This window comes from Wolbachia endosymbiont (group E) of Neria commutata (assembly GCF_964026735.1).
GTDB lineage: Bacteria > Pseudomonadota > Alphaproteobacteria > Rickettsiales > Anaplasmataceae > Wolbachia.
The window spans coordinates 150,123-170,218 of the sequence record NZ_OZ034692.1 but is presented as its reverse complement, the minus strand read 5'-3'; the positions used below and the strand labels follow the sequence as shown (position 1 = coordinate 170,218).

The 20,096-nt window shown below is 35.1% G+C and carries 12 protein-coding genes and 5 pseudogenes; 12 read left to right on the top strand and 5 right to left on the bottom strand.

From position 1 onward, the window contains the following. Positions 1–101: 101 nt before the first annotated feature. Positions 102–917 carry a bifunctional DNA-formamidopyrimidine glycosylase/DNA-(apurinic or apyrimidinic site) lyase gene (gene mutM, locus AAGD89_RS00845; RefSeq protein WP_341808455.1) on the top strand — a complete coding sequence of 272 codons (816 nt, stop codon included), beginning with the start codon at positions 102–104 and terminating at the stop codon, positions 915–917. Between the two features lie 33 nt (positions 918–950). Then, positions 951–1,535, top strand: coding sequence for a pyridoxamine 5'-phosphate oxidase (gene pdxH, locus AAGD89_RS00840; protein WP_341808454.1), 585 nt, complete (start codon positions 951–953; stop codon positions 1,533–1,535). 275 nt (positions 1,536–1,810) lie between these two features. On the opposite strand, the gene AAGD89_RS00835 is transcribed toward pdxH, so the two are convergent. Both AAGD89_RS00835 and AAGD89_RS00830 read right to left on the bottom strand, forming a co-directional pair. Next, positions 1,811–2,044, bottom strand: a complete 234-nt coding sequence (locus AAGD89_RS00835) for a hypothetical protein (protein WP_341808453.1) — start codon at positions 2,042–2,044, stop codon at positions 1,811–1,813. Positions 2,045–2,070: 26 nt separating this feature from the next. Continuing rightward, entirely contained in the window at positions 2,071–2,829 is a 759-nt protein-coding gene (locus AAGD89_RS00830) for a hypothetical protein (RefSeq protein WP_341808452.1), read from the bottom strand. Between the two features lie 385 nt (positions 2,830–3,214). Here AAGD89_RS00830 and AAGD89_RS00825 point away from each other — a divergent pair, with 385 nt between their 5' ends. The 3 genes from AAGD89_RS00825 (at position 3,215) to AAGD89_RS00815 (ending at position 7,322) form a co-directional block, all read left to right on the top strand. Next, the gene (locus AAGD89_RS00825; protein ID WP_341808451.1) at positions 3,215–3,529 is read left to right on the top strand and encodes a hypothetical protein; all 315 of its coding nucleotides are present in this window, start codon (positions 3,215–3,217) and stop codon (positions 3,527–3,529) included. Positions 3,530–3,707: 178 nt separating this feature from the next. Beyond that, entirely contained in the window at positions 3,708–6,167 is a 2,460-nt protein-coding gene (topA, locus tag AAGD89_RS00820) for a type I DNA topoisomerase (protein WP_341808450.1), read from the top strand. A 75-nt stretch (positions 6,168–6,242) separates the two neighbouring features. After that, on the top strand, positions 6,243–7,322 hold the full coding sequence (locus tag AAGD89_RS00815; protein ID WP_341808449.1) for an ankyrin repeat domain-containing protein: 1,080 nt from the start codon (positions 6,243–6,245) through the stop codon (positions 7,320–7,322). Positions 7,323–7,432: 110 nt separating this feature from the next. Here AAGD89_RS00815 and truA read toward each other — a convergent pair. After that, a pseudogene (truA, locus tag AAGD89_RS00810) lies at positions 7,433–8,169 on the bottom strand (tRNA pseudouridine(38-40) synthase TruA). 405 nt (positions 8,170–8,574) lie between these two features. Between truA and AAGD89_RS00805 the strand changes: the two are divergent. The 5 genes and pseudogenes from AAGD89_RS00805 to AAGD89_RS00785 all read left to right on the top strand — a co-directional run bounded on the left by AAGD89_RS00805 (position 8,575) and on the right by AAGD89_RS00785 (position 14,385). Then, entirely contained in the window at positions 8,575–9,798 is a 1,224-nt protein-coding gene (locus tag AAGD89_RS00805) for a phage major capsid protein (protein ID WP_341808448.1), read from the top strand. A gap of 143 nt (positions 9,799–9,941) precedes the next feature. After that, positions 9,942–11,336, top strand: a complete 1,395-nt coding sequence (locus AAGD89_RS00800) for a hypothetical protein (protein WP_341808447.1) — start codon at positions 9,942–9,944, stop codon at positions 11,334–11,336. A gap of 108 nt (positions 11,337–11,444) precedes the next feature. After that, on the top strand, positions 11,445–12,803 hold the full coding sequence (gene rmuC / locus AAGD89_RS00795) for a DNA recombination protein RmuC (protein ID WP_341808446.1): 1,359 nt from the start codon (positions 11,445–11,447) through the stop codon (positions 12,801–12,803). A gap of 275 nt (positions 12,804–13,078) precedes the next feature. Next, positions 13,079–13,359 (top strand): annotated as a pseudogene (locus AAGD89_RS00790) (transposase family protein); the annotation flags it as partial. Positions 13,360–13,764: 405 nt separating this feature from the next. Then, positions 13,765–14,385: a ribonuclease D gene (locus AAGD89_RS00785; protein WP_341808445.1), complete on the top strand. Its 621-nt coding sequence runs from the start codon at positions 13,765–13,767 to the stop codon at positions 14,383–14,385. A 345-nt stretch (positions 14,386–14,730) separates the two neighbouring features. Here the strand turns inward: AAGD89_RS00785 and AAGD89_RS00780 are convergent. Then, positions 14,731–15,210: pseudogene (locus AAGD89_RS00780) on the bottom strand (transposase family protein). A 78-nt stretch (positions 15,211–15,288) separates the two neighbouring features. Between AAGD89_RS00780 and AAGD89_RS00775 the strand changes: the two are divergent. After that, a pseudogene (locus AAGD89_RS00775) lies at positions 15,289–15,455 on the top strand (transposase); the annotation flags it as partial. Between the two features lie 212 nt (positions 15,456–15,667). On the opposite strand, the pseudogene AAGD89_RS00770 reads toward AAGD89_RS00775, so the two are convergent. Next, a pseudogene (locus AAGD89_RS00770) lies at positions 15,668–16,954 on the bottom strand (IS4 family transposase). Positions 16,955–17,235: 281 nt separating this feature from the next. On the opposite strand from AAGD89_RS00770, the gene AAGD89_RS00765 reads away from it, so the two are divergent. Then, on the top strand, positions 17,236–19,968 hold the full coding sequence (locus tag AAGD89_RS00765; protein WP_341808444.1) for an ankyrin repeat domain-containing protein: 2,733 nt from the start codon (positions 17,236–17,238) through the stop codon (positions 19,966–19,968). Positions 19,969–20,096: the final 128 nt, after the last annotated feature.

The following is a 20,096-nucleotide window of genomic DNA, read 5'->3' as shown; positions in this document are numbered from 1 at the left end:
TACAAAAAAGAATAAACAAAAAGAAGAGGAGAAAAAAAGATTAGCGAAAGCTTTGAAACAAAATATTCTAAAAAGAAAAAAACAGCAACAGAGTAGACATAATGCCAGAACTACCGGAAGTGGAAGTAATATCTAATTTCTTGCGTAATAGAGTCAAAGATAAGCAGATTAGCAATGTTATAGTTAATAATTGGAGTTTACGTGCGCCAATAACAAGTAATATCGATGATTTGCTAAAAAATAAAATTATAAACGATATCAAGCGCAGAGGTAAATATATAATCTGTAACACAGACAGTAATATGGCTGTAATTATGCATCTTGGTATGAGCGGAAAACTTATCTATACTGAATATAATCAAGTGCAGAATAAACATGACCACGTGACATTCTTATTTTCTGATAATACCTCAATAATTTTTAATGATCCAAGAAGATTTGGTTTAGTTGTTGTGTTAAATAAAGAACAAGAAATAAATTTTTTCAATCATTTAGGAATAGAACCTCTCACAGATGAATTTAATGGAAACTATTTACAGAAGTTATTAAAAAATAAAAAAGTGAATATAAAATCAGCATTAATGGATAATAAAATAATAGTTGGAGTGGGCAACATATATGCTTCTGAGAGTTTATTTAGAGCTCGCATATCCCCACTCAGGTTAGCACAAGACTTATCACGTAGAGAATGCGAAAAACTTGCTGCTGCAATAAAAAATACTCTTGAATGTGCAATCACTGCAGGCGGTTCAACACTGAAAGATTATGTGCAACCATCAGGGTCTGTTGGGTATTTTCAAAATAGTTTTTATGTATATGGCAAGGCGCAAAAACCTTGCAAAATTTGCAATAACGCCATAACACTTGTACAACAAAGTGGTCGTAGTACTTATTTCTGCAATGTATGTCAGAGTTAAAGTTTTATTAACATCAATTTTTGATTAAAAAGCATGCTTGAAAAAGATCCAATTGATTTGTTTGCAAAGTGGTATAAAGAAGTACTGAGTTCATCATGTAAAGAGCCAGCTGCAATGACACTAGCCACTTGTAGCAAAAATTGTATTCCATCTGCAAGAATCGTGTTATTAAAAAAGTATAGCAAAGAAGGTTTCGTGTTCTTCACCAATTTAAATAGTAGAAAGGGAAAAGAATTAACTGAAAATCCTAGAGCTGCATTAATATTTCATTGGATAGAATTTTCTCAGCAGGTGCGAATTGAAGGAGACATTAAACTTCTGGGGAGTGGCAAAGCTGACGAATATTTTTCCTCTCGTGCACGTGATAGTCAAATTAGTGCGTGGTGCTCAAAACAATCTAGTGTTTTAAAAAATTGGCAGGATTTTGAACAAGGTATTGAATTAAAAAGTAGGGAATTTCATGATCAAAAAATTCCTCGTCCTGATTTTTGGGTAGGGTTTTGCGTGATACCAAAAGTAATCGAATTTTGGCAAGAAGGTAAATATAGGAGACATATTAGATTTAGATACACCTTCGTCGAGAGAGATAATTGGAAAGTAGAACAATTGTATCCTTAATTGTATAATACTTCTCACTTGGCTGCGTTTTCCAAAATTGGTTTAATCTTTTCGAATTTCTCACGACTTATGTCACTTGGGTGGGAATTTCTCATAGTATATATTTTTTACATATTAGACCTCTTTCGAAACTAGCATAAAGCCAAAAAAGGTCTATAATGAGGGTTTTGAGGTGAGGAAAAATGAAGTATGAAACAGTGAATAATTTGTCAGAATCTTTCCATAAAATAAGAAAAAATTGGGAAATAGCCTAAAACTATTTCCCTCGAATTAAACTATAAATGAGCAGCTTTTGGCATTGTTGGACAGCAAAGTGCCACATGTTTCAAATTAGGTAATGGTACTGGATAATCATCATAAGAACAAGCTGATTCATCTGTTTGATTAATGTACTTATTAACTATATTACAACCCTTTGCAGGGTCATTTATATCACTAACAAAAACATCTTCTCTTAGATTTGTAAGACCAAAATTCTCCTTAGCTCTCTCTTGAGAAGTTTTAAACATATTCTCTGCTTGATCTAACTTATTATCTAGTATAAGCCATGGATCGACAGGATTAGCAGATGGTGAAACAGGATTATTACGATCCTTAACATTACTAATAGAGCTGTTAATACGAGATAAAGCATTGGACCGATAAAACATTGAGCAAGTAGGCCCGCAAATCCAAACGTAGCTCCAATTCCAATTCCCAATACTTGTCTTGGACTAAACCATCCACTTCCTATTTGTTTAGGTGCTTCAACAGGTCGGACATTAGGTGCACTTTCTGCTGAAATATTTTCAAACAAGCTCTCAAGATACATATCACCATCTTCTTCTACTGCACTTGTTTGTTTTTTCGCTCTACGTTCTTGATGTATCTGCTGACTATCTACATCAGAATTAATGATGAATTTATTCTTAGCCTCTATCTTTCTTGCTTTTTTAGCAAGTTGATCTTTCATCTCAGAAATAACAACATCCTTTCCAGCAAGCTGCTCGTTCACACAAGAAATTACCACATCTTTATCTTTTACCTCTTTTGCCTTCTCAGCCAATTGAGTTTCTTGCTCAGCAATAGCTTTGTTTTTACTAATTGCTTTATATGAAAGTGTGATGGCTAAAAGAGAAAACACAGCACAAAATGCAATTATTGGAAGAGTCAAATTTAAAACTGCAATTGAAGTTGCAATTGGAGCTAAGAGCTGAACATGAGGAGCTACAGCTAATACTCCAGATGCTAATAAGGCTAAAGTAGCTATGCCACCCGATATATAATATGAGGCATTATACTTGTTATTTGACATTTATTACCTCACGTAAATATATTAATAGGTCAATATTAGCATAAATTAACAAGCAGAGTCAAACTAATTTTGGCATATTGATAGATTTTAGAATAAGGAAATTACAATAGAAATGTTATAGACGTATAGTCCCATAACTCCTCCGTTGATGGTAACTTCCCATATATCATACCAACGTACTCTGGGACTGTATAATCACTTGCTTGGAAAAGTACTGTAGATCCTGCTAATTTTGGCTTTATGATAGATTTGAAAAAAATCTATTAACTCTGACATCGATTTTATTTTTCAGGAATAGGGGAACCCTTATCTGTATCAATTCTATAGAACTTGACAATACATGATAGCATTGGTATGCTGAAATGTAAACTTATGTGAGGTAATTATGGTTAGTGATAAAGTGAAGCATCAATATGCATTTTGTGCTTCAGCTGTTTCATTGTTAGTTGGGTTGTCGTTAGTCACAGTTGCATTTATGATAAATTCTGCAATTACTCCAATTATTTTAGTTGCAGGAGGGGTTTTAACTTTTTTGTCTCCGTTACAAGCGATAGAAAGTTACTCGTTTCTACAAAATAGCGAAAAACCCGTGAGTAAAGTTAAAAACTATTTACCTGGTAAGCCGGAAAGTAAGCTTTTTATAGAAAGGATTCTTGAGCCATTTGTTGAAGTTTTTGGTAAGAACAAAAGAGCTGACTAAGTTTGAAACGTAGAAACATTTCACTTGTATCTTTTACCTATCCATTGTGCTAACCCAAGAAGTATTTTTTTGCAAACTGACCAATTTGGGAAAATAAGAATGGTTTATTAAAGCATTTTTTTACTTTTCATTGTATATTTCTCAACATATTATCTTTAAGTACTAATAATTAACAACTATGGCATTATTAATAGTGGAGTCACCTGCGAAAGCAAAGACAATAGGTAAATATTTGGGTAAAGAGTTTAAAGTAGCTGCATCTTTTGGACATGTAAGAGATCTGCCAGCAAAAAACGGGTCTGTAGATACGAATAATGATTTTGCTATAAAGTATGAAATCATTGAAAAAGCAGAAAAGTATGTAGAACAGTTAGTAAAAGCGGCAAGCAAAACAGCAGACATATACCTTGCAACAGATCCAGACAGAGAAGGAGAAGCAATAGCTTGGCATGTGGTAGAGGCATTAAAGGAAAGGAAAGCAATCAGTAACAAGAATAACGTTTATAGAGTAGTCTTTAATGAAATCACCAAAAAAGCGGTGCAAGAAGCAATAAAGAATCCACGAGAGATAAATATGGACTTAGTGCGTGCGCAGCAAACGCGCAGAGCTTTGGACTATCTTGTAGGGTTCAATATATCACCATTATTGTGGACAAAATTATCAGGTAGTAAATCTGCAGGGCGTGTGCAGTCTGTTGCATTAAAACTTATATGCGAACGAGAAGATGAAATTAGTAAGTTTGTATCGCAGGAATATTGGAACATAAAAGCAGAAATGCAAAACAACAAAAACGAAGCTTTTTTTGCTATGCTAAGCCACTACGATAATAAGAAGCTAGAAAAATTTGATATTAAAAATGAGGAAGAAGCAAAAGACTTGGTCAAGGAAATTGAGTCAAGGCAATATGCTGTAAAAACAATAGAGCGCAAGCAGGTCAAGAGAAACCCACTTCCTCCATTTATTACTTCCAGTCTCCAGCAAGATGCAGTAAACAAGCTGCACTTTTATGTAAAAAACGTTATGCGCATAGCTCAAAATTTATATGAAGGTATTGATATTGGTGGAGAAACCGTTGGGCTAATAACTTACATGCGTACAGATGGGTTTTACATTGCGAATGAGGCTATAAGCTCAATTAGGAAATCGATTAAGTCATTATATGGCGATAAATACCTGCCGCAGTCTCCTCGTCAATATGTTAAAAAAGTCAAAAATGCTCAGGAAGCGCATGAAGCGATCCGCCCAACTGATATCAACAGAACACCAAGCAGCATTAAGGACTACTTAACACCAGAGCAGTTTAAACTATATGATTTAATCTGGAAAAGAACCATAGCAAGCCAGATGGAATCGGCAATACTCGATCAAGTGGTAGTCGAAATTAGCTCAACTGATCAGAAAGTAATTCTGCGAGCAAATGGGTCAAGTATATTGTTTGATGGTTTTTACAAAGTCTATCAAGATAACATAGATGATACAAATGAAGGCCTGCTACCAATCATGAAAGAAGGGGAAGCATGTAAGCTTATTTCAGTTGATCCGAAACAACATTTCACTCAACCCTCTCCACGTTACAGTGAAGCAAGTATCGTCAAAAAAATGGAGGAAATCGGTATAGGCCGTCCATCAACCTATGCAGCAATTATTTCGGTATTACAGGATCGTGAGTACGTCACACTGGATAACAAAAGATTTATTCCAAGCAGTCGCGGTAAAATGGTTACTATATTTTTGAAATCATTTTTTCATCGTTACGTAGAATATGATTTCACGGCACTAATGGAAGAAAAGCTTGATTTAATCTCAAACGGGAATGAAGACTGGAAGAGGGAACTAAGCAATTTCTGGGTGCCATTTTTTGATAATGTAAATTCTGTCAAGAAAATGACACATGATGAGGTTTTCAGTGGCATTCATGATTTGGTGATTGATTGGTTTTGCTCAGAGGAAGGAAAAAAATATGTTGATACAAAATGCCCAGTTTGCTCGGATGGAATATTGAAATTGAACTTTGGGCGAGGTGGAGTATTTCTTGGATGCTCTAACTATCCTACATGCAACAATACAAAAGAAATTGTGAATACTAATGAAGTCTCAGAATATCCAAAAAGTTTAGGTGTAGATGATGTAACTGGACAAGAAGTATTGATCAAAAAAGGTCCTTACGGCCTTTATGTACAGCTGAGTAGTGAATCAGAAAAGAAAAAAATAGTTTCTATACCAAAAGATATAAATGTCAACGATGTTGATATGAATATTGCAACTAAACTACTCTCCTTACCAAAAGTGATCGGAGAGCATCCCGAAACTGGAAAAGAAGTAAAAGTCGGTCTTGGGCGTTTTGGATATTATATTTTTTATGATGGTAAATACTTCTCTCTCAAAAAAAGCTTCAATGAGGTGCTGAGCACCAACTTAAATGAAGCTGTACAAATTATTGCAAATAGCCCGCGTAAAGAGCAGAAGTCTCTTGGGGTGAATGAAAAGGGAAAAGAAATTTTTATCTGCAAAGGCAGGTACGGATTCTATATAAAATGTGATAAAACAAATGTTGCTTTAGGCAAGGATATAGACGTTGAAAGCATAGATTTGAAGGAGGCTCTAGAGTTAATTAAGAATAAAAAGGCGAGTAAATAGCTTTTTATTAGAAAAAATGCTTGCAAGTTCAATCACAAGTATATACATTGGCATTTTAATAGTGAAGGTAAAATTATGTTAAGCAATACAAATAAAGAACTTTTTCGTTTCATTAAAAAGAATAGCTATTCTGAGGTGCTTAAATGTCTTGAGAATGGTGCTAATGTTGATACAAGAGACGGTCAAGGTCGAACTGCATTACATATTGCTGCTACTTCTCAAAAGAATAATTATGATATAGCTGAACTTCTTTGTATGAAAAGTGCTAATGTTAATGCAATAGACAATCAAGGTCAAACTGCGTTACATCTTGCTGCTCTCTATGGCAACTCTAATATGGTAACTTTGCTTTTGAACTCTGGAGCTGATATTCATATCAAAGATAAGCATGGCAAAACTGCATTAGACATTGCCGTTTCTTCTCGTCACTTTGGTATAGCTAAATCTCTTGATTATAAAGATAGCCAAGGTCAAAAATTATTACATCGTTTAGCTTCGTCTAGAAAATCCCCTGAACTTGAATCTCTTTTGAATGAATATGAGTATGGAGGCGGGTATTATGATATTATTAATGAACAAGATAAAAACGGTCGAACTCCATTACACCTTGATTCTTCTGCTGGGTACAATTGTGTAGTTACGCGTCTTTTGGATTATGGTAGTGAGCGTGAACACAATAGAGCTAACCTTGATGCCAAAGACAATAATGGACGAACTCCATTACATCTTGCTACCTCTGCTGGTAACTCTGGTACAGTTAAACTTCTTTTGGAGCATAGCAGTAAGGATCATAGAGCCAATATTTATGCCAAAGACAACCAAGGTCAAACTGCATTACATCATGCTGTTTCTGCTGAAAACACCGATATGGTGAAACTTCTTTTGAAAAAAGGAGCTAAGATTAATGTTAAAGATACTGAAGGCAAAACTGCATTGCATCATGCTGTTTCTGCTAAAAACACCGATATGGTGAAACTTCTTTTGAAAAAAGGAGCTAAAGTTAACGTCAAGGATAATGGTGATAAAAAACCAATTTCTTTTGCTAATGATAATAAAGAAATAATTGATTTACTTGAAAAAACACCACGCAGCTGTATTGCTAGAATTATGATAAAGATTATACAACAACCTTATAAGCCTTTCGGGCCCCTTTAGGCACTATCTTAGGCGTAGATTTATCAAAATATCTACGCCGTTGACGCAGTGTACAGTTAACCAGAAGTACAGAAGATGGGGTAATAGTTGACGCATCTTTAAGAGCATCTTCAGTAATATATTTTTACAAAGTATAATCCAAAAGGGGGTGCTGTAACCCCAGCAGCACTTCTTTTGCATTGGTTTAATACGTTCAGCATTTCTTGTGGGTTAGTTCTATTTTTCCAAATTCAACCAAAGTGCCTACAATAATCCTCACTTGATTGTGTAAAAAGGATAAGGCAGACATTTTAATATATATATGATTCTCATTTTGGATAATATCTATATCATCAATTGTTCTCACAGGATTTGTAGCTTGACAATCTTTTGAGCGAAAACTTGAAAAATTATGCTTTCCAAGTAGATGTTTAGCTGCTGCTCGCATAATATCCACACCAAGAGGGTTAAATACTTGCCACACATAACCAGCTTCCAGAGCTGCAGGAGCATAACGATTAGTTATTTTGTATTCATAATGTCTTTTTTTTGCTGAAAACCGTGCATGAAAGGTATCGTCGACAACTTCTGCATTAAGTATAGCTATAGGAGTTGATTTTAAATGATAATTTATTGCATTTCTTATTCTATAAAGCTCAAATTCTCTTTGCATATCAAAATGAGCGACTTGCCCTAAAGCGTGAACTCCCGCATCAGTTCTACCACCGCAGCATAAAGTAACTTTCTCACCACTAAAATTAAATATAGCATTTTCTATAGTTTCTTGTATTGAGTTAACAGAATGCTGCTGTTTCTGCCAACCAAAAAAACTACTGCCATTATACTCTATAGTTATTTTGTACCGCACTGCACTATGTCAATAAATCTACTATTTTCTATCTTAACATAATTTAGTGTATTATTAATAGAGTCAATTTTTAAGAATTTTTGATATGTTATAAACAGTTTTGAGGCAGTGCCAAAGAAAAATTAAAAAGTGCTTGACAGGAAAAAACGAGTGTTATATAGCACTATCATCTCTCATTTTATCCCGCTTAACTTTAACCATTGAGTTAAGTAAGGAAAAGCCCATGTGTGGTGCAGCTAAGTTGTGCCACACTACTTTTGCCCTTGTTTTTTTAACAGATAAAGTTTTCTTCATATAGAAGTGACAATAGATTGTCATCTGTCATTCCAGCGCGTAACGCTGGGATCCAGTAAACCTTATTTATTTAACTATACAAATCTAATTTTATTTTTAAAGGAGGCTATTATGTCACTAACTGATATCGCTCACCGTATTAATGAACTATCTTTATCATGGGAGCAATTTAAATTAATAAATGATCGCAGACTAAAAGAAGTTGAAAGCAAAGGACGTGCTGACTCTGCAACAATTGAGCAACTATGCAGGGTAAATAATGCCATTGATGGCTGCAAAGAGCGTCTAGATCTTATCGAAACAGCAGTTCAACGCCCAGAAGTCAATACAGATTTTAGTACAAGCGATAAATACTTTACAGATTATATCCGCAAGGGAATGTCAAACGGCTTATCACAGAAAACTCTTACTGGAGATAGTAATGAGATAGGAGGATACCTTGTTACTTCGCATATTTTAAAACGTATAAATAAATGTGTGACTGATTCATCTCCAATGCGGCAAATATGCTCCACTCAAAAAATATCTACTGAGACATTAGATTACATTATAGAAAATTGTGATCGCGCTGATGCCGGTTGGAGTGGCGAAACAATCGAGGATCGAGGTGACAATGGAAATAAGTCAAAATATGATTTTAACAGTGACACTGAGACACCTAAAATCCAAAAAATTCGCATCACAACCTATGAGTTATATGCTCAACCACAAATATCACAAAAATTACTTGATGATGCATTTGTTGACGTTGAAAGTTGGTTAGTAGAAAAAATTGTTGAGACTTTTAGTACAAAAGAAAATGAAGCTTTCATCAAGGGTGATGGCACTTTTCAGCCCAAAGGGATTTTATCTTACAATGATGGAACCAGCTATGACGAAATAGATCAGGTGAAAAATGATAAGTTGGACAGTGATGCCATAACGATATTATATTATTCTCTGAATGAGTATTATTCTAAAAATGCATCATTTCTAATGAATAGAAGCACGCTTAAGGATGTTAGGCTACTTAAATCTGAGTCCGGTCAGTATCTCTGGCAACCAAGCTTGTCACTTGAAACACCAGACACTCTAATGGGCGTTCCAGTATACCAATCTGCTGATATGCCACCAACACCTACTGCACAACAAAGTCAAGATGGTAATTGGCTTCCTATCATTGCAGTAGCAGATTTTAAGCAGGCTTATAAAATTGTAGATAGCAGGGGAATGAAAATATTAAGAGATCCTTATACTAATAAACCGTATATTAGATTTTTTATCACTAAGCGGGTAGGTGGAGAGGTTGTCAATACCAATGCTATTAAGTTGTTAAAAATCATGAAAACTTCATAAATCTTCCACTTATAATTATTTTACTCCATTTTAAGGTGTAATTCAGCATAATTTCTATTTTTAAGGGAAGTATGTTGACAAGTTATAATTTGCATGTAATAATTAACTTAGCTTAATTGATTATTAATTTAAAGGAGTAAAATATGGCAAAAGAAACAACAAACAAAAAGACTTTGTGGGGTCGTTTTAAAAGCTGGCTTGCAGGAACTTGGCTAGGGAGAGCTTGGAGTAAGGTTTGGAATACTGTTAAAGGCTGGTTTTCTAGTAATGGTGCAACTAAAGCAAGTGATGGTCAACCAGAGGCTAAAACTAAAGATAACGGTAAGGATAATGGACCTAAAGTATCTCAAGATAAGAGTGAAGTTGCTTCACCTGCTGCATCTGTTGCCGAAGAACCTGCTAAACCAACGCCAGTTACGGTTCCGCAACCTGGACATGCAGGACCTGATAATGGTGATAAGTCCTTTGATATGAAGGAAACTAATCAAAACCCTGTTCAATCTGATTCAACGCCACTTACTCAACCACGGGTACCTGAAGTTGAAAAATTTTCTGGGAAAATTACTGTTTACTCAGATGGAAAAAATGAGGTAGAATTAAAGTTAAATGTAGGCAAACATTTTGATACATTGACAAAATGGAAAAATCCAGCTACTCCTAAGCAATTTTGTGTATTTATAAAACTTAGTGGTAAGATATTATATATCACTGGCCGTTATAGCTCAAGGACAGGGGTAGGTGGCAACGTCGTAGCTATAAATTCAGTAGGAATTGATGGCACTGGAACTGTGTGCAATGTTAATGACCTAAAAGGAATGAAAGATCTGTTAGGTTTAAATGAAACAACAGCAGAGGTTAAGGCTGAGATATATAAAGAGGCTAAAGCTGCAGAGACTGAAGCTAAAACACCTGCACCTGATGTAAATGGTGGAAATTCAAGCTCAAAAGCTGTTAAATCTAGCAAAGAACAACCAGATGAGGGCCAAGAACATGGGTCTGTAGCATCTGAAAACCCTGCACCTAAAGCTGCACTTGCAGACTCTTCATCTGAAGAAGAGGTGTATGAGTACTCCGGTGAATTTCAGGAATTATTGAAAAAGAATTCTAAAGTTGAAAGCCATGAACCTGCTGCAATTGGTGAAACACAAGCACCACTTAAGGAGGTCGTCGATACACCTGAGAAACAATCTGAAGGTGAGGATAAGGGCCAAGAACATAGGCTTGAAACCCCTGAAGATCAAGATAATGGTCAACAAGCGAAGGAAGATGCAGCCTCTGTAGGTGATGATGAAAAGCGAGACCCAGAAGCTGCTAACCCTAGCAATGCACCACCAGCACCAATTGGAGGTGAGAGTGCGGAAGGTAGCCAAGAACATGTGGATGAAGTATCTGGAAGTCAAGGTGAGGATCAACGAGAAGCATGGCAGGAAGTTGAAAGCAACTCTGAACCTGCTGCAAATGGTGGGGCACCATTCTCACAAACTACTTGTCCAAAACCAGAACATGTTCCTACTACTAATGGTAAACCTAGAACATAATCAATATAACAAACTTTTCAAAAAGGAGCATCTCTTCAGGTGTTCCTTTTTTTATATACACACAAACAATTAATCAGATAGAATTATGAACACAGTTTTTTTGTTCTGATGCTTTTCAACTCTATAGTTCTAGGATTAAATTTTGTCTGTTTATTATTATTTTCATACATCATCATAAGAAAGAATAGAAGACTAAATGAGGAAAAAATCAAATCGGCAAATCTTGAGGGTGATTTAGTTAAATTAGAACATGAATTTCAGAAAGCGAAACAAACTTTGCTCGAAAGAGATGAGGAAATAGTAGATTTCAGAATTAGAAAAGCAGAACTTGAAGTAACTTTGCAGAAGGAACGCGATGAGAAGGAAAGAGAGATAGAACTTCTCACAAAAGCAGAGGAAAGATTAACAAATACTTTTAAAGCACTTTCGCTTGATGCTCTGCAAGTAAATAACAATAATTTTTTGAATCTCGCAAAGGAAGTGATTGATAATAAATTGAAAGAAACAGCTAGTGATTTTAATAAAAGACAAACAACGATCAACGAAGTTGTAACTCCAATAAAAGAAAAATTAGAAAAATTTGATCATGAAATACGCGAGCTGGAGAAAGAAAGAGTGGGGGCTTACGAAGGCTTAAAAGAGCAAATTGGAGCACTGATGAATCAAACTTCTAACTTAGCTAACGCTTTAAGAAAACCTCATACTAGAGGAAAATGGGGTGAAATGCAGTTAAAAAGAGTAGTTGAAATGGCAGGAATGATAGAGTACTGTGATTTTTTGATTCAACCATCGGTAAGTGATAAAAATGACGATAATTTATTGCGTCCTGACTTGATAATCAAAATGCCATCTGGAAAACAGATAATAATAGATGCTAAAGTGCCGCTTGATTCTTACATGGATGCTATATCACAAAACGATTCGCAAATACAAAAAGAAAAATTAAAGGAACATTCGTTAGCGCTAAAAAAACATATAAATGACTTAGGTAAAAAAGAATACTGGAATCAATTTGAAAATACGCCAGAACTTGTGGTCTTATTTCTTACAGGGGAAGGAGCTTTTAGCGCAGCACTCGAATGTGAGCCTGCTTTGATAGAGATTGGTGTGGAAAAAAGAGTGATTATTGCAACACCTATTACTTTAATTGCGCTCTTAAGAGCAATAGCGTATGGGTGGAAGCAAGAGATGATAACCGAAAGTGCGAAAAAAATTAGTGAACTTGGACACATATTATATGAGCGCATCTGCACAATGGGTGAAAATTTTGATAATTTGCGCAAAAGTTTAAAGAGTGCTGTGGACAATTATAATAAAACTGCAGGATCGCTCGAAGCAAGGGTATTTCCTGCTGCTCGGGAATTTAATAAGCTTGGTATACATTCAAAAAATAAAGAATTGAGCGTTGCAAAAGATTTGGAGTTTTTACCACGCAATTTGCATGCTGAAGAATTGCAGAGCGATTAGAGATCTGCTGCAAAACAAGTGAAAAGAGGATGAAAGTAAGGTATAAAGAGAGATAAGATAAACAAAAATGAGGCAAAATGGGGTTAAATTACCATAATCTAAAGAAACATCCAAGAAATTTCGCAATATAACAGGGCTAAAAGTAGAGGGATTTGAAAAAATCGTGGAAAAAGTCAGGCCAGAGTGGAAAAAAAATGAAAAAACGTCACGGATACAGCGTCCGAAAGATAGCAAAAAGCAAAAGAAAAGTTATTCCGGAAAAAAGAAAACGACCACCAGTAGATAGTATAAAATATGCCGATTCTGGGTATCAAGGTTGGCAAAAACTGCAGAAAAACGTTGTGATTCCGTACAAAAAATACCGTAAAAACCACTAACGGAGGAGCAAAAGGAGCATAATCGAAAGCTGGCATCGTTCAGGATGCGTGTGGAAAATAAGATTCGCGAGATCAAAGTTTTTAAGATTATGTCAAATGTTTACCGCAATTTTCAGAAAAAATATAACATGAGATTTAATATTATTGCGGGTATTGTGAATTTGAGGCATGGTTTTTAATAATTTTTGGGCTGGGGACTTCTTACCAGATTTTATCAGCAACTTGCTTTACGTTGTTTCGCAGGGGGGGTCTATTATCAAAAGAATATGATCTGCTAACAACTTCAACAGAAAATTTTATATATTTAGCTATGAGTAAAGTTATGTTAAGTAGGGGAATATGCTTGATTTACTAGTTTGTGGACAAGCTCTTAGATTGCCTAAAAAATTACTTAAATGCTTGAATTCCAAGCTTGAAAAGACTGGATCTCAATATCACGCATTATTTCAATTTAATCATCATGTATATTACTTCATTTTCCATACGCAATGCCTTTGGAGGGATAAAGATAGCTTTTTTGTGTACTTATAGTTTATTTTGAATTATTATCAACTTTTAATTGTTGCACTAAATATATTAACTTTATGCGAATATTTTTACACAAAGATGATTGGCCAACTAGCTTCATACCTGATAATATAAGCTCTATAGCTATTGATACAGAGGCAATGGGACTACTCCATCGGAGGGATAGGTTATGTTTTGTGCAGGTATCTGTTGGCGATGGCAAAGCTCACTTGATTCAATTTACAAGCAATTACCAAGCTCCAAATTTAAGAGAAATATTAAAGAATAAATATATAACTAAAATATTTCATTTCGCACGGTTCGATATGGGCATACTGTATCACTACTTGAAAACTTGGGCGCTTCCATGCTATTGCACAAAAATAGCTTCACGATTAGTACGCACTTACACAGATAATCATAGCTTAAAGGGGTTGTGTGCAGAACTACTTGATATTAAATTAAACAAACAGCAACAATCCTCTGATTGGGGAAATGAAAATTTAACAGAAAAGCAAAAAATTTATGCTGCTTCCGATGTCTTGTATCTCCACAAAATAAAAGAAAAGCTAGATTTAATGTTGGAGCGTGAAAATAGAAAAGAATTGGCTAAAAAGTGCTTTGAATTTCTTCCTACGCGTATTGAGCTGGATTTAATGGGATGGGAAAATACAGATATCTTTAATCATCAAATATGACATTTGTCTAAGCAGGAATAGCGACTAAATTCTGTAATTTCTGGACAGGATTTTGATTATTCAAGCATGCAGTCAAAAATATTAGACATGCTGTAATTGCTATTGAATAATGGAGAGAAGCACCCCATTACTCAATAGCAATTACAGCATGTCTATTCTTTCAAATGGATGTCCACCCAAAAACCTGCTGCAAAACAAGAGAAAAGAGGATGAAAGTATGGCATAAAGAAGAATAGTACAAACAAAAATGATGCAAAATGGGATTAAATTACCGTAGACCCCCTGCGAAACAACGTGAAGCAAGTTGCTGATAAATCTGGTAAGAAATCCCCAGCTCAAAAATTATTAAAAACCATGCCGCAAATTCACAATACCCGCAATAATATTCAATCTCATGTTATATTTCTTCTGAAAATTTCTGTAAACATTTGACATAATCTTAAAAACTTTGATCTTGCAGATCTTATTTTCCACCCATATACTGAACGACGCCAACTTTCGATTATGCTCCTTTTGCCCCTCCGTTAGTGGTTTTTACGGTATTTTTTGTATGGAATCACAACGTTTTTCTGCAATTTTTGCCAACCTTGATACCCAGAATCGGCATATTTTATACTATCTACTGGTGGTCGTTTTCTTTTTTCCGGAATAACTTTTCTTTTGCTTTTTGCTATCTTTCGGACGCTGTATCCGTGACGTTTTTTCATTTTTTTTCCACTCTGGCCTGACTTTTTCCACGATTTTTTCAAATCCCTCTACTTTTAGCCCTGTTATATCGCGGAAATTTCTTGGATGTTTCTTTAGATTATGGTAATTTAACCCCATTTTGCATCATTTTTATTTGTACTATTCTTCTTTATGCCATACTTTCATCCTCTTTTCTCTTGTTTTGCAGCAGGTCTAGTCATTCTTGATAATGCGAGTTTCCATAAATCCAAGAAAACTAGTGAGCTTGCCAAACAGTTGGTGCTGAAATTCTTTATCTTCCTCCATACTCTCCTGATTTTAATGAAATTGAACACCAGTGGTTTCCTATTAAAAATAGGGCAAGGCAAAATCACTGCCATTAAGTTAAGGAAGGAATGGCTAAAAATTGAACAAAAAAGTTTGTAGTGATTAAGGAGTTATGGCAAATGCTAAAACAAAATAGAGCAAACTTTAAAGTAGATAAACTCTTAGATGTAAATTAGTTAAGAAATAGCTTATTTAAAAGTCATTTTACAGAAGATTTGACAAAAGTTGCTCCAGGAATACTGTCTTTCAGAAATGAGTAGGGTAGTATTCAAAATACGTGTTTTCTAGCCCTTTTTTGGTAATTGAGTGAACGAACATCAGATATCTTATGAAGATCAACTTTCCTCCCCTTCCTTACAACTAAAGTGTTTGTTAAAAATAACTTAGATAATTGCTCCATAACGCAATCCATGTCCGATTCTGTAGAAAAAATATCGAAAGCTAAGTTTTTAATTGCATTAAATGAAACAGATTTATTAATGCTTTTTTCAAGCTTACTATCAGCTAGGTCTGCATTCAATGCCTCTTCTACATCTTCTGTCATAATACTTTCTAGGTTGCTAATAAAAATGGTTGACCAAAAATCCTGCTTAATAGTTTCAACACTTTTACCTGTAAAATTCTCTAAGCCTAACCTTCCTTTGAGTTTAGAAAAAAATGTTTCTATTCCCCAACGTAAGTAGTATAACTCTTCAAATTCCTCAACCTTAAATTGCTGCTCATCTAATAATGATGTAATTAGCACTTCAATTTCACCAGAGGAAAGTATGATTTTAACTAGCCTAAATTCCATTTCATCAGGTAATCCTAGCTTTCTTAGCTGCCTTGCCACTTTAATAGGTGCAGTAGCTACTGCTATTGTACTAGAGGGACTGCCCGGCTTAAACATATCGTTTACTTCACTAAAAGATGAACTTGGACAACGAATTACATAATTAATTTTCCTTTCCGTAAGCTCGGCAATAAATCGATAAGATACATACCCTCTATCACAGATTAGTAAGTCATCTGAACTGAGGCTTTCAAGCATATCGGTTGCTAAATCAACTTCATAACTGTCACCTCTACTTAACACCGATTTTATTGCAATATTATTTAGCACATCATAACAAGCTTCAAAGGTTGCACTTGTATAATCTTCAAACCTCTGAACTCCATTCCATACTGCTCTTAAGCCAAACTACTCTATTACCTCATCACTTTTTGGTAGAATTAATATAGAAGCATCAAATGCAAGTACCCTGAAACCATGGTGAGTTTTAAACTCCTGATCCTGGTAATATAGGGAAACTACATCATCATTAAGTTCTGAAAATGCAGTATACTTTAGCTTCTGTCTTACTTGGGTAAAAGCACTTGCAGTAACTGTATAATCTCTCATCGTGTACAGAATAAATTCATTGAGCATCACTTGTAATGATTTCACACTTTTTCTGAAAATCAAAATGAATACATCAATAAAAGGCAATTTTCTTTTTCGTAGAAAGTCTTTTGGTGATACTTTGTGATCATTTATAAAGTTTAAACTTATCAATTTATTTTTTATGAATTCGATTATTGTTTTTTTTACTCATATTATTTTTCCTTTAAGTTTAGGAATTTTACTTGATTTATTAATATAGTCCATCCTTTTCTCTTAACTTAATGGCAGTGCATTTGCTCTGAACCCCTCTTCGGTTGAATTTCTCATTCATGCAAAATTCATTTAAAAAGATCGTTGACACTAAAAACACATGTGTTACAATATAGGGCCAAGTTTTGGTGTGTGAGTAATTTTTTATAGCCATTTAGCTTCATGGTGACGATAATTTATTAATTACATTTGAGGAGGGTCAAATGGGTGTGAATGAGCAACAATTAACTAATAATGGAACTACAATAGATGATACAGTGGAGCTTCATCGTTCAAAACGAAATGTATGGTCTGAGGTAATCGGCGAAGCCTCTGGGATTTTTGATGCGCTTTTTGGTGAAGAGCATGGTATAGAAGGGCAAAATGCTACAACAGCAATGCCTCAAGTTACAGAAAGACAAAATATTACAACAAAAGTGCCACGGATTACAGAAAGGCAAAATGCTACAACAGAAGTGCCACAAAATGTTACAACACAAATTCCACCAGTCACTAGAGTACAAAATGCTACAACAGAAATATCGCCAACTACAGAAATGCTACTAGCAGAAAGGTATAGTGATGCATCTGTGCACTCAGGCGCTGAGCAAGGTGATTTAGATATGATAAAGTATTTTGTAGAGGACGATGCTGATATTAATGCTAAAAATAGCAAGGGTGATGCTCCTTTGCACTTGGCTGTTAAGGGAGGTCATTTGAATATAGTTGAATATCTTAAGGCAAATGGTGCTGATATTAATGCTAAAAATGAAAGTGGTGATACGCTTTTACACTTGGCTGTTAAGGGAGGCCATTTGAATATAATTGAATATCTTGTAGAAAATGGTGCTGATTTAAATACTAAAGATTTTTTTCATAAAACACCTGTACATTTAGCTGCTGAGAGTGGCAACTTAGATTTAGTAAAATATCTTATCGGAAACGGGGCTGATTTTACATCTTCTGACAGATATGGCAGTACATCTTTATTGTATGCTGCTGAAAGTGGTAGCTTAGATTTAGTAAAATATCTTATAGAAAAAGCTGCTGGTGTTGACGTTAAAAGAAGAAACGATGTACCCTCATTATTATTGTCCTATGCTGCTAAGAGTGGCAACTTAAATTTAGTAAAATATCTTATCGAAAGCGGAGCTGGTGTTAATGTAAAGGACAGTAATGGCTACAGTCCTTTGCATAGAGCTGTTTTTAAAGGTGAGCTTGATGTAGTAAAGTATCTTGCAGGAAAAGGAGCTTATGTTAATGTTGAAGGAGGAAGTAGTAAAACTACACCTCTATATGATGCTGCCAGGAATGGTCATTTAGATATAGCAAAGTACCTCATAGAAAAGGGTGCTGATTCCAGGAGAGGTGGTAATGAAACTTTATTTCTAGCTATTAAAAAAGGAGATCTAGATTTAGTAAAATACCTTGTGGAAGAAAAAGGTGTTGGTGTTAATGTTTGGGTACGTGGAAAGCAATCTCTACAAGTAGCTATAGAAGAAGAGAAATTTGACATTGCAATATTTCTTGTAGATAAAGGAGCTAATCTTCATTGGAATAGGAGCAACATTCTGCATGAAGCTGCGAAAAAAGGCAGTTTAGATTTAGTTAAGCATCTTATAGAAAGGAAGGGAATGAATGTCAATATTAAACACAATCAAAGCACTTCTCTTCATATAGCTGCTGAAAGTGGCAATTTAGATTTAGTAAAATATCTCATAGAAAAAGGAGCTAATGTTAATCTTGGAGCGCCTTTGCATGCTGCTGTCAGTAAAGGTAATTTAGAGATAGTAAGATATCTTGTAAATGCAGGGGCTGATGTTAATTCTAAAAGATATGGTGAGACTCCTCTTCATTTGGCTGCTAAGAATGGTAACTTAGATATAGTAAAATACCTTATAGCAAATGGTGCTAATCCACAAGTTACTGATAGTGACGGCAAAACTCCTCTGCAAATAGCTGATCAAGACTGTCATTTAGATATAGTTGAACACCTTGCGGAGAAAGGACAACAAGTTACAGAAGTGCCACAGGCTACAGAAAGACAGCGAGTTACAGAAGGACAACAGGTTACAGAGGAGCCACGAGTCACATGTGACGAGCATGACAATACGTCTTTACATTCAGCTGCTAAGCATGGAAAGTTAGATAGGGTGAGATGTCTTGTACAGGAAGGTACTGATATTAATGTTAGGAGTGAAAGAGGTTATGCACCATATTTATATGAGGGTACTGATATTAGTGTTAGAAATGGAGGAGATTATACACCTTTACATGAGGCTGTTATCCATAGACACATTAATGTAGTTAAGTACCTTGTAGAGAATGGAGCTGACATTAATGCTCAAAGTAAAACAGGCCGTACACCTCTGCATTATGCTGCTATGCATGGTCTTATAAATAACCTTTGCTTGTATGGTAACTTAGATGTAGTTAAATACCTTGTAGAGAAAGGGGCTGATGTAATGGCTAAAGATAAGAGTGGTAAAACACCGTTAGATACTGCAAAAAGTCTATGTAATCCACAAGTCGTTGAATTTCTTTCACATTATCGATGCGGAAGACGTAGTCGTCGCTCTGTAACAGAAACCCAACCAGGAAGATCCTCATTGGTAAGTGATAAGGTTGTTAATTTGATTAAGGATTCTACTACAAAATCTTCAGCTCTACTTACTTCCGGAGATCATAATAATAACGCTGTTACAACTGCACCAACTACTATAGTAAATACCGTGTTATCGTTAGTGTATGTTGTTGCTGATATGTTTGTTACTGCTAAGTCTAACAAAATACAAAAACCAGTTCCTGAAAATCTTTTGTCACCAATTGAACAATCGATGGAGCGGAATAATGTAGGCGATGCTGAAAGAGCTATACGGAAAATGGGTGGGGGTGATCCTAATACTAGTCTTAATGAAATATTGCTTGGTGGTAATAAAACTTGGTTACAGAAATGATTTTTTGACCGGATATATAGCTAATTTAGGTATGATTTGCCGGTTCGTTATCCCGCTGCTTGTTAGCGGGATCTACGCTAAGGTACTCCAAATAAATCCACGCTGTTGTAAATTAAAAATATGATATA

Bases quoted from the DNA above. Each gene is read 5' to 3' on its own strand.
- AAGD89_RS00825 (WP_341808451.1), top strand. From the start codon at position 3,215: ATGGTTAGTGATAAAGTGAAGCATCAATATGCATTTTGTGCTTCAGCT.
- rmuC (WP_341808446.1), top strand. From the start codon at position 11,445: ATGCTTTTCAACTCTATAGTTCTAGGATTAAATTTTGTCTGTTTATTA.
- topA (WP_341808450.1), top strand. From the start codon at position 3,708: ATGGCATTATTAATAGTGGAGTCACCTGCGAAAGCAAAGACAATAGGT.
- AAGD89_RS00830 (WP_341808452.1), bottom strand. From the start codon at position 2,829: ATGTCAAATAACAAGTATAATGCCTCATATTATATATCGGGTGGCATA.
- AAGD89_RS00785 (WP_341808445.1), top strand. From the start codon at position 13,765: ATGCGAATATTTTTACACAAAGATGATTGGCCAACTAGCTTCATACCT.
- mutM (WP_341808455.1), top strand. From the start codon at position 102: ATGCCAGAACTACCGGAAGTGGAAGTAATATCTAATTTCTTGCGTAAT.
- AAGD89_RS00815 (WP_341808449.1), top strand. From the start codon at position 6,243: ATGTTAAGCAATACAAATAAAGAACTTTTTCGTTTCATTAAAAAGAAT.
- AAGD89_RS00835 (WP_341808453.1), bottom strand. From the start codon at position 2,044: ATGTTTAAAACTTCTCAAGAGAGAGCTAAGGAGAATTTTGGTCTTACA.
- AAGD89_RS00805 (WP_341808448.1), top strand. From the start codon at position 8,575: ATGTCACTAACTGATATCGCTCACCGTATTAATGAACTATCTTTATCA.
- AAGD89_RS00765 (WP_341808444.1), top strand. From the start codon at position 17,236: ATGGGTGTGAATGAGCAACAATTAACTAATAATGGAACTACAATAGAT.
- AAGD89_RS00800 (WP_341808447.1), top strand. From the start codon at position 9,942: ATGGCAAAAGAAACAACAAACAAAAAGACTTTGTGGGGTCGTTTTAAA.
- pdxH (WP_341808454.1), top strand. From the start codon at position 951: ATGCTTGAAAAAGATCCAATTGATTTGTTTGCAAAGTGGTATAAAGAA.